Here is a 16926-nt window from a genome sequence, read left to right as displayed (position 1 = left end):
CTAATTTTTAAAAGCACAACGAGAGATCCTTGGACCATTAAATCACCCGCAATTATTAAGATGTTAACTCTATAAACTTCTTTTTTTGATTAAAGCCAGAATTCCAGCGGTTAATCCAGAAACACTAATTCCGAATAGAAAAGTATAAGAATTGAAGTACAGATAATTCAAATGTATGTCTTTCCACCAATGCAGCCAGCTATTCATTGGATAGTAAAGTTTTTCTTGTATGTTTGAAATGAAATCTAATTGGAAAACAATTGATAAATAACCTATCGTTAAAGTAATTGTAATTACTAATAAACTTAACAAACCATTCTTCTTTAACAGAATATCAAATATCTTCTTCGAGAGAACAATACAAAAAGAAAGAAATAGTGGAAATGAAATAAATATATACGGAATATGTGGATTACCATTACCAGAACTACTCTGGGGTGAAACAGTCATCAAGTCAAATATAATATAGAAATTCAAAGAATTAAACAACATAGCGATAAGGAATATTACTTTACCGTTAGTGTTTTGTTTCTTATTATCTAACAACTTTAATAGTTTAACCGTAATAATAACCCCAGTTATAAGAAAGCCGTATAAAATAAGTAATATTAACATATCAGGTAAGTCACCGATCAAATTTCGCATATAAATTCACCCCATCTTATCATTTGTAATATGGGCAACTATTTCTATACATCCATAGTGATATGAATTCCGTTGGGACAGAATCTACTCCTGATTTTTTTGCATTAAATCTAATTGGAAAAAAATAGCACTTAATAAAGCTACAATCATTCCTAACATGGCAGCATATCCAGAAAATACTTCATTCCACTCTAAAGCACTACAAATGCCTATTCCGCCAATTCCCCCAATTACTAACAGTAATAACCATACGAATAAAGATGCCATTGAATTTCCCCCTTACTTCTCATCAAGATGATAGCATAGCTGAACAACTCCAGAGGAAAACGTTCTGGTATTAACAAGTTTTAGATTTAACCTTTGTGTAATATCAGTAAATAAAGGTCTTCCCTTTCCCAGAAGAACAGGGTGAACAGATAGTCTAAATTCATCAACTAGCCTTAGATCTATAAAAGTTGTAATAAGACCGGCTCCGCCATATAGCCAAATGTCTTTACCAGGCTTATTCTTTAACTTATTTACTTCTTCAACAATATTATTATTTATAAATATTGCTTGATTATCAGTCCCTTGTAGCGTTCTGGAGAACACATATTTCTCTTTACTATGAACCAATTCCCAAATTTCTTTTTCAGTATCAGATTCATTTTCGGGAGTATATTGTCCCCACAAATCGTAGCTTTTTCTTCCATATAAGATAGTATCAATTTGATTCAAGAAGTCCGTGAATCCCATATCTGAATCCATAATACACCAATCAACTTCACCATTCTCCCCTCCCTTTAATCAAACAACGTCAATCTCTCTCTTTCTTAACAATCAAGAATACAAACCAAGCCTGCACCTAAGATTAGCAAAAATAGTACAGGTGTCGATACGCCAAATTCTGTGCCCCAACTTAATTGACCACCCTTATTTCCTACAAATGCCGCTGAAGCTTTAATTGATCCAGCCAATGTCGGATAGCACACACAATAATCCTCGTAATTATAGCTTGTGAAATAAGAAAATATCCTAATAGATCTCTCAAAGTAACTTCGAAAAATTAAGCTTCATAGTTAGTTTAAGGTATAAGCATTCATAATCTCAGTTTATTTAGCACTCACTTGTTATTTTATACATCAATATCGATCATTTCACCTTATAATGGACCCAAACGGCGCCCCCTTCCATAGGTTTAGTCTCGATTAATCCCAATTCGGCGATTCCACTTAAATCTTGTAATTCGTCGCAATCAAAAATGGAGGGTGTTATTTTTCCACCAATTGCTAACGGCGCAAGCACCAGACTGATTTCATCTATTAGGCCATGACGAAGAAAGGCACCGTTTATCCCCCCGCCACCACTCAGTCCAAGCCGTGTAAACCCTAGTGTGTATAATTTTTCCAGCGCAAGCGGCAAGTCAATATACTCGCCACTTCCTGCTTGGATGTAGTTGATCCCTTTTCTAGTAAGTTGTTCTATGTAATCAGATGATACGTCCTCCCTGGTGACAACTAGCAAGCCCTCAGTTTGGTGCCAGTCAATTCTTCCCCGCCCATCAAAGACGATATATGCCTCTGATTTTTTTGGTTCATAAATAGGCTGGTCAGAATCTATCCAATGATTTCCGTAAACCATAAGCGTTTCACTGCCGGAGATAAGCCCGTCACAATTCAGCTCATCGTAGAGCCGATGGGTAACGTCATGTGCATTTCCGTCAATACCAGCAGCTGACCATTCAGTCACATTCCGGCCGGGTGCTGTTGTGATTTTTCCATCTATAGAAGAAAAAATATTCAAGACTACTTCTGGTCGGTTCAATTAAATCCCCCCTATCTACCAATGCACCTGCAGTTTGTTACCGCTTGGATCGTAAAAATGGAAAAAATGGTGCCCATTATCTTCCTTCATTTCCTCAACGTTCACTCCTTGGCTAATGAGGTGCTCCCTTAATTCATTTAGCTTAGAACTGGTAAAGCCAATCGAAAACTCTAACTCCCCATTACGGGTAAAGTGGGCATGTGATTCGGCATCCGCTTCAACCAGCACGAGGAGCAAACCGTCGTTCACATGAAATACAGCCAGTTCATCTTCCTGATGTTGCAAGGTCAGCCCAAGAACATCCCTATACCAATCTACCGATGATTCTACCTCCACAACGGGAACCCTGAAATAATGAATCCCATCAATCAACGATTTCACCTTCTCAGCCACCGAATTTCTCCTTTAAATAAATTATTTGTTAAACCCTAACTAGCTTCACTTGATCTCTTCTTCTATTGCACGCATGATTTCAAATGCTCCATCAGATTTATTAGAGCAGACCACCATTGTGATACTTGATTCCTGATAATACCCGGAATGGAAACTAACTCCTGGGTCATAACCCATCACATGGTATTTAGGCAGACTACCCTCTCTGATCCACACACCATATCCATAATAGCTATCCTCATTTACAGATACATGCTTCTTAAGTAAAAGCTCTGTATACTTTTTATCCAGAAGCTCTTCATTCACTAGGGCTTCCCATAGGCGCGCCATATCTCCTGCTGTAACGTAAGCCCCGCCATCCGATCCGCCTATAACAGGAAGTGAATAGATATTTGTTCGCCACGTGCCGTCCTTATTATCTATATAGCCCTGCGCCACATTTGATGGCAGTAAATCGAACGCAAAGTAACCGGACCAATTCATTCCGGCTTTTTTGAAAACAAACTCCTCAATATAATCTTGGAACTTCATATTACTTACCTGCTGCAAAATAAGTCCCAATACGATAAAGCCTGCATTGTTATAGTGAAACTTTTCTCCTGGGGTGCACTTCATCTTTTCTTGTTGAAATAGAGGAAGAAAATCTTTTAATTCACGCAAGGCGTACATAGGATGCTTAACCCAAAGTTCCTCGAAGTCATCCATTTCATCTTCGTCAAAATAATCTGGTATACCAGAAGTGTGAGTCAGCAAATGGTGAACCGTTACACTATCATCAAAATGCGCAAATTCATAATCCAGCACATCTTTTATCCGATCCTCAAAAGAAAGCTTGCCGTTTTGAATAAGCTGACAAATGGCTATTGCTGTGAACAGCTTGCAGCCCGATGCTATTCCGAAGCGGGTCTCCGAATTATTTTCCAATTTGTCCGAACAATTAGCATACCCGAAACTTTTATCCATCAAAATGTCGTTTTCCTTCTTAACCAAAATTGTTCCCGAAAAGTTAACCTCACGCTGTACTTCTGATACTATCTCTTCTAATTCTTTTCTCATCGTTTTTCACCTATAAATTTTCAATTGTTTAACTAACACCAATTCTCATCGGGACATCCCATTCAGTGATGTCGCTCCTCTTTTAATCGTTTTGTTGGTACTTTTTTCATTCCGTTCCTTCGAGCTTTAACTCTCCATTATCCAACTTAATCAATTTTTGGTTGTCTACCTGTATGGAAACCGGATGAACCTCCGAGTATTTCTCTGAAAAAATCCATCGTCTGCCTTCAGGTCCTAACAGCAAAAAAGCAGCATCCTCAGCTTCCCCCATAAAATTAAGACTGTTTTCTTCTACAGACTCGTTTTCCCTCACTGGTATTCCAAACTTCACCAGTTGATTAGCTGCCGATTTTACATCTTTTACCGTTAAATTTATTTCGCTGATGTTCATAATGCTGTCAACAGAGAACTCTTTTGCTGGAGATTGATTGTTCCTGCGGGCGATAAACTCAGCTATGTTGCCAGAAGGATCATTAAAATAAAAAGCACGGGAATTAAGAAACTCAAAGTGAGCTTCATCGTCGCCCTCGTCCTCATTGAGGTTAACTCTACTTCTTGTCCATTCTTTAGCTTCATTAAATACATTGTCTGGAATGTTAAAGGCAAAATGATAGAACGGCTCAATTTTCTGCTTGCTCTCTATAAATTCCAGCACACTCTCACCCACCTTGATTCTGAAGGATGATTCCTCTGAACCTAAGAGTTCAAGGCCCAGTGTTTCGGTATAAAAGTCTTTCGTCTCCCTCAGTCTGTTACTATACAGGCTGACTTTATTTATAAACATAATACTCCCCCATTAATTCTAACTATTTTTTCTCTTTAGCCATAAACTGTTCAAGATCCAGCCCTTCACTTTCTATTACAATTGCGGTTAATCCGCTCTCTGTTTTGGTCTCATGCCACTCTTCCTTTTCCCAGAATACACCATCTCCTTCCTGTACTGGAACATACTCAGGTTTCTATAAGAAGTTTGGATTCGAGGAACGACCAGCTGAAGGTCCAGGAATGCAGATATATCTTTAAATGTTACCCTATTCGCCTGATATCTGAAATAAATGGCAGATTAGTAGGTGAAATATTTGCTGGCAAATTATTTAGAGAAAAAAATGCTGCCTCCTTACTTTCATCCCCATCTGTCCGAAGATTGCCTTGAAAGAGTGATGAGCTGAAAATCACATTCACGAAATATACTTCATCACCATTGGGATAGATATGGTGCTGTTGCTCACCGGAGTATACATTCAATAACTTTAACTGCCCCACTGACAGGCCGGTCTCCTCGTATACCTCCCTTCTTGCGGTTTCTTCAACGCTTTCGCCCATATCCATTGCTCCTCCTGGTATACACCAGTTACCATCATCCGTTCTCTTTATCAGTAAAATCCTATTTGAATTATCGGTAATGATTACGCCAGCAGTACACACTATAAGTGGTATACTCCCTACAAGTTTTCGAAGTTCTTTTATATATTCCATTGAAATCCCCTTATTCGTCTGGTGCTACTAATTCCACCTTAATTCTGTCCGGATCTTCAAAATAAACGGCATAATGACCCTCCCCACCGGCATAGGGATGGTTATCCTCGTAAAGAATTTGAGTTCCCGTATCCCTAATCTTTCTGGTCACTTGATCCACATGGTCACGTGAACGCGCATGAAATGCAAGATGGTTTAGGCCTACTCGGCATCTATGGTAAGGGATATCCTGAAATCTTTCTTCCGCCTGTACAAAAACGATATATGTATCTCCTATTTTCCAGCTCTGTCCACTTTCCCACTCCTGATACTTCGTGTAACCTAAGTCCTCAAGCAACCAGCCCCAAAATGCTGTTGATTTTTTTATATTGGAAACATATAGTTCGACATGATGCAGACCTTTAAACAAGTTATTGCCCCCTTTTATTCGTCCCAAATTTTAAATATCTGGTTTCCAATTTTATCTCCTTAAGTTGCTGCTCGAAGTAAACCTGATACGCTTTAGCTTGCGGCCTGGAACTAACAATTTTGCTTAAAGCACCCTCTATATAATGGAGTGCAACACCATCGTCAGCGGCAATTCCCGCCTTAATTTTGCCTGAAGAAATCATTTCCTGATAGGAAAGCCTTCTCTCGTCTTCACCATCATAATGAGGGCAATTACTCCCTTTTAAGAACCCCAAGCCTTTTAATGGTTCCAAACCATCCCCGAATGAATCAGTAACACCTTCCTCGAACCAGCAGATGGAACCAGCACTTATCCCAGCGAGTATTACTCCCTGTTTTAATGCTTTCTTCATGACTTTATCCAGGTCCCATTCCTTCCACAGAGCCAGCAAATTTCTGGTGTTACCTCCTCCAACATATATGATATCTTTTTCAAGCAGATAACTCTCCAAATCCCTGGTCGGAGGATTGAACAATGAAAGATGAGAAGGCTTACAGTTTTGCTTTTCAAAAAAATTATAGAACCTCGAGATATAGTTTTCCGAGTCGCCGCTTGCGGTTGGAACAAAACAGATTTTGGGCGAGCTCTTCGCTGACTGATTGAGAATATAGGTGTCAAGCAGTGGGTTCTCAGGCTCCATCGAAAAACCTCCGCCACCAAGGGCGATTAATTGCTGCATATTGATTGTCCTTCCCATTCTAATCTATTATATTTACCCGCATTCTGAGCAATCCTGATGAGTATTTATTCGGCTCTAATTCTGAATACTTCTAACCCACCTGCGTATCTCATCTGCAACTCTCTCAGGGGCATCTCGATAAATATCATGTGTCGCCCCGGTTATTGCAATTACCTCAGCATTTACCATTGTATTTCTGAATTTGGCTGCAGAATCCTCTCGCAGAGCTTCCATTTCGTCAGGTTCGGTACCCCGGAGCAAGAGAACAGGTCGGGGTAATATTCGTGTAGGCATCGTCATTCGGTTCGACGTAGCGTCCCTTCACGACTGATTTGGCAGTAAACTTTGATACAGCAAGCTGCAGCTCACCATCTACCATTTTCACTTGTGAACGTGAGGCAGCCTCCAGTTCAGCTGACCATCTATCAACTTCACTTTTCTCCGATTCGATAAATGACTCCCACGAAGGAAACCTAACACTGTCATGGAAAGCCTCCACATCCTTAAGCTCTTGTTCAAGGTTGCCTTCATTAGGCAAATATCCGTCATTCAGCAAAATAATGCCCTTAACGTGCTGAGGGTATTTTTTCACATAATAGAGCGTAAGGTCAGCACCCCAGGAATGTCCAGCAATATAGAACTCATCCAAGCCCATTTTGGTTATCTCAGCTTCAATTTTATCCACTATGTTTAATGGCTGATAATCCTCTTCTCGCTGTAATTCCTCCGCCTGACCATGCCCTGGCAAATCAAATGCAATCACATGATAGTCTGACAGGTACGTGGCCAGTTCCCCAAAACTCAAAGCGGCACTCCCCAACCCGTGTAGCAGAATAAGAGGTGTTTTTCCCCCGCTTCCCCATTCATATTTCAATAAAATCAGCTCCTTTTATTTAAAGGTTTTCGCCATTAGGTGATCAGTCATTTCATATCCAGTCTTCGTATACAATTTTATCGCCCGCTCATTATGGGCAAAAACATGTAAAGCAATTCTGGATATTTCATGTTCCTTTGCATACTCATCAAGCTTTTGCATGGTAGCTTTTCCATAGCCCTTGCCCTGTTGGTCATCATCAAGCCGGATGTCATAAATGTATGCATGGTTTCCCTGCGGTGTTGGCCGGACATTCAACCATAAAACTCCGAGCGGATCATCCCCATCACAAACGGAATACAGATAATTTTCTTTTGTCTTTACACCTTCCGGCAATAGTTTTTCAATCTGCTTCCTGGCCTTATCAACGGCTTCATCTTCACTCCAGTTGCCCGCCTTTGCATGATCAGCAGCATATTCTTCTGTCAGTTTTTTATAATACTGATTGAATTTCTCCTCGCTCATTGGCTTGAGTTCAATCTCCATAGTCTGCGCCCCCTGTTCTAGTAATCTAGGAAAATAATAACATAATTTCAGTATATTTTTTGTTTAATTTTGAAAATAATGGCTGATTACCTCCCGGATATATCTCGTTTGTCCTTAGTCTCCTATTTCACTGAATTTTGCGTTATACGCTTAGGGTTAGCACTCCCTTCAGCAAATTTAATCGAGGTGATGAAAGGTCGAACGAATCAGAAATCCTTTTAAAACGCCTCTCAACAACCGATCGAATGAATAAAAAACCCGTCACCCACAACTATTCTGGACAATCGTGAGTGACAGGTTTTTAACGCAGATATTTTTCAGTTTCCGATAACGTTGGGAGTGAGGTCATGGCGCCTTTTGTGGTTGCAGCAAGAGCTCCCGAAACGGATGCAAACTCGGCCATCTTCACGGCTTCTTCCAACGATAGTTCATCCAATTTCCCATCATAGTTATTGAGCTGATACAGCAGCCCCGAAACAAATGCATCACCAGCGCCTGTAGTATCAACGGCTTTAACCTTCATTGCCGGGACATGCTTGCTGCCGTCCTTTGTAAATACGTAGCAGCCCTCAGCCCCCAACGTAACGATAGTAAGCGAAACCTCTTCGTTTCCAAGTTTATGAACGCCTTCTTCAACGTCTGTTTCCCCAGTCAGAAACTCCAGTTCTTCTTCCGATATTTTTAAAACATCCGCTTTACCAATCATCGAGTTAATTGTTTCTCTGGCCTCTTCTTCAGAATTCCATAATGCCAAACGCAAATTTGGATCATACGACACAAGCATGTTATGTTCTTTTGCCAGCTGGACAGCGTGCCGGGTTGTATCGGCTGATGGATTACTGATCAGCGAAATCGAGCCAAAATGAAGAATCCGGTGCCGGGTAAAATCTTCCTCGTCCATTTCCTGAATTTCAAGGAACCTGTCCGCACTTGGATCAATATAAAAATCGAAGCTGCGTTCACCATCTGCTGCATTGGTTACAAACACAATCCCTGTCCGAATATCCTTGGAAAATTGCATTTGGGCGGTTCTTACGCCATATTCACTTAGAGTACGCTTTAGGAACTTGCCCAGAACATCATCCCCAACTTTCCCAAGAAAGGTGGACTTCCCGCCAAGTTTAGCTAGCCCAACAGCTACATTCGCTGGTGCTCCGCCTGGGCTTTTATGATAAATTGTATTTGTTTTATCAGTTGGTATAAAGTCGATTAACGCTTCCCCCAGCGAGACTACTCCCTGCTTTTCCATCTGTGTTCCTCCTCGATATGTATTCAATCTACAGTTTATCATTTACTTTGCCATAATCATGTATTTAAAACAATCCGTAAATATTGTACTATTATAGTATTACAAACAGACAGACCGTGTGGCAATATTGGAGGAGAAGCAATTGTTAACGATAAAAGAAATCGCTGAAATGGCCAATGTATCCAGAACGACCGTTTCCCGTGCCCTTAATAATTCCGGATACGTAAGTGAAGAAGCAAGAGAACGCATACAGAAAGTGATTGAGGAAACGGGGTATGCTCCTAGTGAACAGGCTAAGTCGTTACGTACGAAAAAGACGAAAGTTATTGGGGTAATCCTTCCGACAATCCAGACCGAGACATCAAGTAAAATTGTTTCCGGTATCGATATGGAATTATCCAAACAGGGCTACCAAATCCTGCTGACCAATACCCATCTGGATAAAGAAAAAGAAATCGAATTTCTTGATCTTCTGAAAGCGCGCCAGGTTGATGGCATTATCCTTGTTGCAACCAATACGGATCCTGCTCTTATCCAAAAAATAAATACGCTTAATATACCGCTTGTTATGATTGGACAAGAAGCTGACGGATTAATTAACGTGTTGTACGATGACTACCATGCTTCGAGAGAACTGACTTCATTTCTTATTAGTAAAGGCCACCAGAAAATTGCGTTTATCGGGGTGGATGAGTCGGACCGGGCTGTTGGTCTGTTACGTAAAAAAGGCTATATGGATGAAATGAAGGCAAACAACCTGCCAACTGACCCAGCATGGATTCAAAAAGGAATCTTTGATATTGATTCAGGACGTAACGCAATGAAATTAATTCTGGAAGAGGCCGAGGAGAAACCAACAGCCACCTTTGCTGTAACGGACCGGCTTGCAATTGGGGCGTTGAGCTATTTGAAGGAAAAAGCGATACGGGTTCCAGAACAGATGGCAATCGCCAGTATAGGGGCATCGGAAATTTCCCAGTACGTGAATCCCCCACTTACAACAATTGATTATCAAAATGAAAAAGCCGGTAAAGAAGCGGCACATCAACTGTTGGCTACCATTAACTCTCAAAAGCCAATTAAAAAAATTATACTGGACTATAGACTAATTATTCGAGATAGTGTATGATTTAGTGGAATCGGTTACATCAAAGCTTTGTATATTATGGAATCGATTCCATGTGAACACCACCAGTTTTTCTTAATTAATAGCATTTTTTTATTTAAAATATGTGGAATCGATTCCACAGAGTTCTTATTATTAAGGAGTGGAGAGAATGTCTGACAACAAGCAAATCGCAAAAGAGATTATTGACGCAGTCGGCGGTGAAAACAATATTCAATCAGTCGCACACTGTGCAACCCGGTTAAGAGTCATGGTAAATGACAAGGAACAAATCGACCAGGGTACTGTCGAAAATATCGATAAGGTAAAAGGTGCTTTCTTCAATTCAGGACAATACCAGATCATCCTTGGCACTGGTACAGTAAACCGGATTTATGAAGAAGTAGAAAAAATGGGACTAAAAAGCACCACTAAATCTGAACAGTCAAAAGAAGCCAAAAAAAGTGGTAATGTTCTGCAGCGCGCTGTCCGAACGCTAGGAGATGTCTTCGTACCAATTATCCCTGTACTTGTGGCAACCGGGCTATTCATGGGATTACGCGGACTTGTCATGCAGGAAAAAATACTGGCCCTGTTCGGGATGACACCTGCAGATGTCTCCGAGAATTTTATTCTGTTCACACAGATTTTAACCGATACGGCCTTTATCTTCCTGCCTGCACTTGTTGCTTGGTCGACTTTTAGAGTGTTTGGCGGAACACCAATCATTGGACTTGTTCTTGGCCTCATGCTCGTAAGCCCTTCTCTGCCTAATGCATGGGGAGTTGCAACCGGCGCTGATCCGCTCTACTTTTTCGGGTTCATCCCAGTAGTTGGTTATCAGGGTGCTGTATTACCTGCCTTTATTGCTGGTATTGTTGGTGCTTTACTTGAGAAAAGAATACGGAAACGCGTTCCAGAGGCATTGGATTTAATCGTAACACCATTTTTAACCTTATTAATCATGATTGCAGCAGCACTATTCATAATCGGCCCTATTTTCCATACTGTTGAAGAATATATTTTACAGGGAACACTTGTCGTGCTGGAATTACCATTTGGTATTGCCGGAATAGTACTGGGATTCTTTAATCAGATTATTGTTATCACCGGGGTCCATCACATATTCAACTTACTTGAAATTCAACTGCTTGAGAAATTCGGCAATAATCCGTATAACGCAATCGTTACATCAGCAGTAGCTGCTCAGGGTGGCGCTGCACTTGCAGTCGGACTGAAAACCAAGTCCAAGAAACTGAAAGCACTCGCACTGCCGTCTTCCTTCTCAGCATTTCTGGGAATCACCGAGCCAGCTATTTTTGGTGTAAATCTGCGATATGGCAAACCATTTGTAATGGGCTTGATTGGCGGCGGTGTTGGTGGATTTGCAGCCGCAATAATCGGATTAGCAGGAACTGGTATGGCTATTACAGTTATCCCGGGAACCCTCTTATATCTGAATGGTCAGGTCATTCCTTACATTTTGGTCAACCTGCTGGCAATTGCAGTAGCATTCACCCTTACCTGGTTGTTCGGATTCTCCGATAAAAAAATAAAAGAAACCGTACAGGATTAGAGACTATAAATCAGACAGGCGATTCTATCGCCTGTCTTTATGGGAGTGCACCTAGAGAAATGACGCAATCAAATCTTTCAAATACGGAAGCTATCTATAATCGGATTGATAAATACAGGGATATGGTAACCGATGATCCATATCGTTTGCATTACCACCTTATGCCGCCTGTTGGTCTACTCAATGACCCGAATGGTCTCGTATTTTTCAAAGGTAAATACCATGTTTTTTACCAGTGGAATCCCTTTGAAACAGCACATGGGATAAAATACTGGGGACATTATATTTCCGATGATTTGATTCATTGGGAACCAGCCCCCATCGCATTGGCACCTGACCAATGGTATGACAAGGATGGCTGCTACTCAGGCAGTGCTATTGTCCACAACGGAAAAATGTATTTATTTTATACCGGTAATGTTAAGGACGAATCAAATAACCGGGAGTCTTATCAGTGCATGGCCGTTTCGGAAAATGGTATTTCTTTTGAAAAAAAAGGTCCGGTGATTCATATTCCTGAAGGATACACCTCGCATTTTCGGGATCCGAAAGTGTTTTATAAAGATAACTTGTGGTATATGGTAATCGGTGCCCAAACTATTGAAGGGAACGGCGAGGTTGTTTTATATTCTTCTCCCGACCTAGAAAACTGGGATTTCCTTGGTCCAATAGCGGGAAGTAACAAAAATGGCCTTGGAGAATTCGGATATATGTGGGAATGCCCGGATCTATTTACACTGCACGGAAAAGATTTATTGATTTTTTCCCCTCAAGGTCTTGAGGCTGAAGGATACCGATATAACAATGTTTTTCAGTCGGGGTATCTTGCAGGTGATTTGGATCTACATGGAGTAACATTTAAGCATGGAACTTTCGACGAATTAGACCGTGGATTCGATTTTTATGCTCCCCAGACAACTAATGACAACGATGGTCGGCGAATACTGTTCGGCTGGATGGGTAATGCCGAGACGTGTGATACCCCTCAACCAACAGTCCGGAACCATTGGATACACGCCCTAACCATCCCCCGTCAGCTCGAATGGAAAGACGGAAAGCTTTACCAGCGTCCAGTAGAAGAACTGGAACAATTACGAGAAAACGGCGTGAATTACACCGGGGTCGAGTTCCGTGAGCAGGAAAAGAAGCTAGAAGGTGTTAAGGGTACTGTCTTTGAATTACAAATAGCAATTACCGAATGGCAGGCCGAATCTTTTTCCGTAAATATTGGTCACAATAATAGACTTATCTATAACCAATCCAAGAAAACCTTCACCTTTCAGAGAAAGCGATTTACCGATGATACAGTTGAGTATCGACATTGCCAACTAGATACTCTGGAAAAAATCCATCTGTTCAAGGATTCCTCTTCCATCGAAGTTTTTTTAAACAATGGTCAGGAAGTATTCTCCTCCCGAGTGTTTGATGAACCAGACACCAAAGAAATCACCTTCTCTGTTGATGGTACGGTAACAGCTGATGTGTACAGGTGGAATTTGAAAAAAGTTTGCGAGTAATCACCTATTTTTAAGGAGTGTTAGGATTGTTCAAAAAAATGTTCCGAAAAAAAGAAGAAATAACTGATATATCTGTACTGGCCCCAGTTGACGGGGAGTTAACTTTTCTGGAAGATGTGCCTGATCCTGTGTTTGCACAGAAAATGATGGGTAATGGAATTGCAATTAATCCTGCTAGTAATGAGGTTAACGCGCCTGTTAAAGGAACAATCATTCAAGTCTTCCCCACCAAACACGCAGTCGGAATCAAAGCAGAGAATGGCGCGGAAATCCTGATTCACATTGGGCTGGACACCGTCAACCTGGAAGGCGAAGGGTTTGTATCCCACGTCAACGAGGGTGACAGCGTCAAGCCAGGTGATAAACTCATTACCTTTGATATGGAAACAATTAAAGAAAAAGCAAAAGGAACGGTAATCCCGGTCATCATAACAAATACCGATGACATGAATGAAATCCGATTAAGTGACAAGTCCAATGTCAAGGCCAGTGAAGACGAAATACTCTTCGTCAGCAAATAGAATATAAAATATTATCCTTAACAAAAGCGCAAGCGCCCTGCTTATCACCGTATGACCTGGACGGAGTCGTATGAGATAAAGGAAACACAATGAGCAAAGCGAATTGATGTTGACTTATCGTAAGAAGAGTCCGGAAGGGCACTAGGTGATGGGCGCTGTAGCTGGACGTGGCTCTTGCTGGCAAAGAGCTTTATAGAGCCAAAATTATATACTTTCTTACCTTGTAAAAAATGACCCCTTCTGAGGGTCTTTTTTTATTTTCTCACCATAATAATACAGTTTTAGCACATATTAAGTAATATGAATTGTACATGGGAGGATAACAGAAATATGGATATAGAACACAACATCAGGCTCACCTCATCGGAACTTGGATCACTATGGTCCGCCTATATGAACAATAGCATGTCTTATTGTATGCTTTTTTACTTTAAAGCAAAGACACAGGATTCGGAAATTAAATCGATATTAGAATTCGCCCTCGAAATTGCAGATACAGTGCTTAAGAATATTACGGCAATATATGAGAAAGAGGGTCATGCTATCCCCGTTGCCTTCAGTGTAAATGAGGATGTAAATCTGAATGCCCCTGCATTATATTCTGATACATTTCACCTGAAGTTTGTCCATAATATGGCCAAGCATGGAATGACTTCTTATAGTGCGTCATTTGCTGGCAGTACACGAGATGACGTTCGGGAACTTTTCTCTAAGTGCCTTGATCTTGACAGGGAGCTATATAATAAATCATTGGACCTTGTACTGGAAAAAGGCTTATACAACAGAGCTGCCCCTATCCCGATTCCCGAAAAAGCAGAGTTCATACAGAAACAGAGGTATCTAACTGGGTGGCTTGGAGATAGGCGTCCAATGAATGCTGTCGAAATCATCCATTTCTATAACAATATGGAACGTAATGCCATAGGGAAAGCATTACTATTGGGGTTCGCACAGACAGCTGGACTGCAAAAGGTGCGAAATTATATGGTCAGAGGAGCCAATATTGCCAGTAAAGTAGTCGAGTTATTGGCAAAAATCCTGAATAAGGAAAATATTTCTCAGACCCCTACATTGGAATCTGAAGTTCTTCAATCGACAACACCTCCTTTCTCGGATAAGCTGATTATGTTTCAGGTGTCCTTGCTATCCGGAGCTTCTCTAGGCTATTATGGGGTGGCAATTGGAACTGTTTCAAGACGTGACCTTGGCGCAAAATTCCTGCGTATTACATTGGAAGCTGCTCAATATGCAGAAGATGGCGCTAATATCCTGATTGAACATGGCTGGATGGAAAAGCCACCTGCATCAATTGATAATATTGAAATTGCGAAAACTAAAAAGCAGAATTGATACGTACCGCAAAAAAGAGAACGTATCCCATTAAATGACATCTCTTTTTTGCTGTATCTTCTCATTTATTCATGCCACCAAACCTGGGTGAAAACCGATTATAATGATTAAAGATTCTATTACTATAATCGGTTCTCCCCATAAAAAAGTACCATCAAATATAGAAAACCAAGAAAAAATGTGGTGAACTATGTGGATCTAAAATTTTTGTTAATGAGCGCCCTGCTGATTGTTATCCTGTTATTTGGCATAGGATGTATCTACTTCATCAGGCTGGATTGGAAGCGGTACGGTGCTCTGTTCCTGATCAGCCTGATATTCGGTAACATATTCTGTCAAATGTTTATTTCAGCTGGATTATATACATTTAATAATGCTTATACTATTCCATTCCTTGTTCCATATGGTTTAGTCTCCACCACCTTTCCCTTTATCGTAATGTTTGGTGCAAGATACAGTCCCGAACAGTGGATATGGAAGATTCCGTTCTATTGGGCTGTTGTCCATCTCGGGATTTTGGGGGAAGTTATATTTAAGCATACCTTTTTCTTCCGGTTTGAAGACGAATGGGATTTATGGGACAGCTACACATTATGGTGGATCTACTTCCTACTTCTCGAACTATTGAGCGGAAAAATAATTCCTGATAACCTTCGTAAACCAGTTCCAGCCATTTCATTCCGATATGGTAATTGGGCATGGATAGGGGTGCATGTTATTTTAATTATAACGATTTTTTTAGCCGGGGTTTATACAGGAGTAACCGTCCTTTGAGATTAGGGGGCCATAAACGTGAAAGAGGAAATACAGGCTACGCTAAGCCTGATTGAAGAAACTAAAAAGGTTAAAATTCTTTATGCATGCGAGGCAGGCAGTCGTGCGTGGGATCTTGCATCTGACACCAGTGACTATGATGTTCGGTTTATTTATATTCATCAGCCGGAATACTATTTGAGCATTGACCCGGTCGGTATTGGTAAAAAGCGGGACGTGTTCGAAAAGCCAATCGGTAATTCGCTTGACTTGAGCGGCTGGGACTTGACCAAAACATTGCGACTGTTTCGAAAATCTAACCCGTCCTTGCTGGAATGGCTGCACTCAGATATTATTTACAGTCAGCCTAATCATGCCATTTCCGACATGGAAAAAATGCTTCCTGACGTGTTCAATCAGAAAGCATGCATCCTTCATTATATAAATGTTGCCAGAACTAATCTCAGGAAAAATCATAAAGACATAAAGATCTTGATTAATATCCTTCGACCTGTTCTTGCAGCAGAATGGATCAGACAACATAACAGCTTTCCGCCTGTTAATTTCAAAATTCTCATCGATACTCTTGTGCCAGAGGGAGAACTTTTTCAGGATATCTCTCAATTGGTTGCATATAAAAAAACCGGGAACAAAGCCGCTCCTTTTGATTCAACAAAGATTAGTGAATTTGCGTCTGAACGGTTGGAGCAGCTTGATACTTATGCAAAAACATTACAACCTTTAACAACTGATCCTACTGATGAGCTGAACCAGCTTTTCAGGGTTACGCTTCATGAATCGTGGAGCTGATCTCACTACGGCCAACTGTCTAAATAGCCTAGTAACGAGACCTTCCTGATGGTCGAGATCAGTTCTTCAGCCAGGACCTTAGCGGACAATACCACCGAAAACCGGTGTGTCTCCCGGTATCTGATGAGTATTTCCAGCTTTTTTTACGAAGCTAAGGTTTTCCCATGCAGGGTTTCCTTTCAGCT

Annotated in this window: 19 protein-coding genes and 1 pseudogene; 7 read left to right on the top strand and 13 right to left on the bottom strand. The window is 40.9% G+C overall.

What is annotated here, in order from left to right; translation table 11 throughout:
- Positions 1-69 precede the first annotated feature (69 nt).
- From ACFO3D_RS18460 to ACFO3D_RS18400, 13 genes and pseudogenes are all read right to left on the bottom strand, one after another.
- A complete protein-coding gene (locus ACFO3D_RS18460) occupies positions 70-645 on the bottom strand; it encodes a hypothetical protein (RefSeq protein WP_390299707.1) in 576 nt (191 codons plus the stop codon).
- A gap of 84 nt (positions 646-729) precedes the next feature.
- The gene (locus tag ACFO3D_RS18455) at positions 730-912 is read right to left on the bottom strand and encodes a hypothetical protein (protein ID WP_390299704.1); all 183 of its coding nucleotides are present in this window, start codon (positions 910-912) and stop codon (positions 730-732) included.
- Between the two features lie 12 nt (positions 913-924).
- Positions 925-1422: pseudogene (locus tag ACFO3D_RS18450) on the bottom strand (dihydrofolate reductase family protein); the annotation flags it as partial.
- 354 nt (positions 1423-1776) lie between these two features.
- On the bottom strand, positions 1777-2448 hold the full coding sequence (locus tag ACFO3D_RS18445) for a RibD family protein (protein ID WP_390299701.1): 672 nt from the start codon (positions 2446-2448) through the stop codon (positions 1777-1779).
- Positions 2449-2463: 15 nt separating this feature from the next.
- Complete coding sequence (locus ACFO3D_RS18440; protein ID WP_390299698.1) at positions 2464-2841, bottom strand: VOC family protein; 378 nt, start codon at positions 2839-2841, stop codon at positions 2464-2466.
- Positions 2842-2886: 45 nt separating this feature from the next.
- A complete protein-coding gene (locus ACFO3D_RS18435) occupies positions 2887-3897 on the bottom strand; it encodes a serine hydrolase domain-containing protein (protein ID WP_390299695.1) in 1011 nt (336 codons plus the stop codon).
- A 106-nt stretch (positions 3898-4003) separates the two neighbouring features.
- A complete protein-coding gene (locus ACFO3D_RS18430; protein ID WP_390299692.1) occupies positions 4004-4681 on the bottom strand; it encodes a VOC family protein in 678 nt (225 codons plus the stop codon).
- Positions 4682-4923: 242 nt separating this feature from the next.
- Positions 4924-5373 carry an NUDIX hydrolase gene (locus tag ACFO3D_RS18425; protein WP_390299689.1) on the bottom strand — a complete coding sequence of 150 codons (450 nt, stop codon included), beginning with the start codon at positions 5371-5373 and terminating at the stop codon, positions 4924-4926.
- A 10-nt stretch (positions 5374-5383) separates the two neighbouring features.
- Positions 5384-5782: a VOC family protein gene (locus tag ACFO3D_RS18420; RefSeq protein ID WP_390299686.1), complete on the bottom strand. Its 399-nt coding sequence runs from the start codon at positions 5780-5782 to the stop codon at positions 5384-5386.
- 1 nt (position 5783) lies between these two features.
- The gene (locus ACFO3D_RS18415) at positions 5784-6500 is read right to left on the bottom strand and encodes a Type 1 glutamine amidotransferase-like domain-containing protein (RefSeq protein ID WP_390299683.1); all 717 of its coding nucleotides are present in this window, start codon (positions 6498-6500) and stop codon (positions 5784-5786) included.
- Between the two features lie 238 nt (positions 6501-6738).
- Positions 6739-7374 carry an alpha/beta fold hydrolase gene (locus ACFO3D_RS18410; protein ID WP_390299681.1) on the bottom strand — a complete coding sequence of 212 codons (636 nt, stop codon included), beginning with the start codon at positions 7372-7374 and terminating at the stop codon, positions 6739-6741.
- Positions 7375-7389: 15 nt separating this feature from the next.
- Complete coding sequence (locus ACFO3D_RS18405) at positions 7390-7860, bottom strand: GNAT family N-acetyltransferase (RefSeq protein ID WP_390299678.1); 471 nt, start codon at positions 7858-7860, stop codon at positions 7390-7392.
- A 301-nt stretch (positions 7861-8161) separates the two neighbouring features.
- Complete coding sequence (locus tag ACFO3D_RS18400) at positions 8162-9109, bottom strand: aminoimidazole riboside kinase (RefSeq protein WP_390299675.1); 948 nt, start codon at positions 9107-9109, stop codon at positions 8162-8164.
- A gap of 142 nt (positions 9110-9251) precedes the next feature.
- Here ACFO3D_RS18400 and ACFO3D_RS18395 point away from each other — a divergent pair, with 142 nt between their 5' ends.
- The 7 genes from ACFO3D_RS18395 (at position 9252) to ACFO3D_RS18365 (ending at position 16741) form a co-directional block, all read left to right on the top strand.
- Positions 9252-10238 (top strand): LacI family DNA-binding transcriptional regulator, encoded by a 987-nt coding sequence (locus ACFO3D_RS18395; protein WP_390299672.1) that lies wholly within the window; start codon positions 9252-9254, stop codon positions 10236-10238.
- A gap of 148 nt (positions 10239-10386) precedes the next feature.
- The gene (locus ACFO3D_RS18390; protein ID WP_390299669.1) at positions 10387-11790 is read left to right on the top strand and encodes a sucrose-specific PTS transporter subunit IIBC; all 1404 of its coding nucleotides are present in this window, start codon (positions 10387-10389) and stop codon (positions 11788-11790) included.
- A 59-nt stretch (positions 11791-11849) separates the two neighbouring features.
- A complete protein-coding gene (locus ACFO3D_RS18385; RefSeq protein ID WP_390299666.1) occupies positions 11850-13307 on the top strand; it encodes a glycoside hydrolase family 32 protein in 1458 nt (485 codons plus the stop codon).
- Between the two features lie 26 nt (positions 13308-13333).
- On the top strand, positions 13334-13828 hold the full coding sequence (locus tag ACFO3D_RS18380; RefSeq protein ID WP_390299663.1) for a PTS sugar transporter subunit IIA: 495 nt from the start codon (positions 13334-13336) through the stop codon (positions 13826-13828).
- A 330-nt stretch (positions 13829-14158) separates the two neighbouring features.
- Entirely contained in the window at positions 14159-15178 is a 1020-nt protein-coding gene (locus ACFO3D_RS18375; RefSeq protein WP_390299661.1) for a DUF3231 family protein, read from the top strand.
- 192 nt (positions 15179-15370) lie between these two features.
- A complete protein-coding gene (locus ACFO3D_RS18370; RefSeq protein ID WP_390299658.1) occupies positions 15371-15952 on the top strand; it encodes a CBO0543 family protein in 582 nt (193 codons plus the stop codon).
- 18 nt (positions 15953-15970) lie between these two features.
- Complete coding sequence (locus ACFO3D_RS18365; RefSeq protein WP_390299655.1) at positions 15971-16741, top strand: nucleotidyltransferase domain-containing protein; 771 nt, start codon at positions 15971-15973, stop codon at positions 16739-16741.
- Positions 16742-16926: the final 185 nt, after the last annotated feature.

The sequence above is a fragment of the Virgibacillus kekensis genome, from assembly GCF_042654125.1.
GTDB classification, from domain to species: Bacteria; Bacillota; Bacilli; order Bacillales; family Amphibacillaceae; genus Lentibacillus; species Lentibacillus kekensis.
Note: the sequence above shows the minus strand (reverse complement) of the source record. Positions and strands in the feature narration are given on the sequence as shown.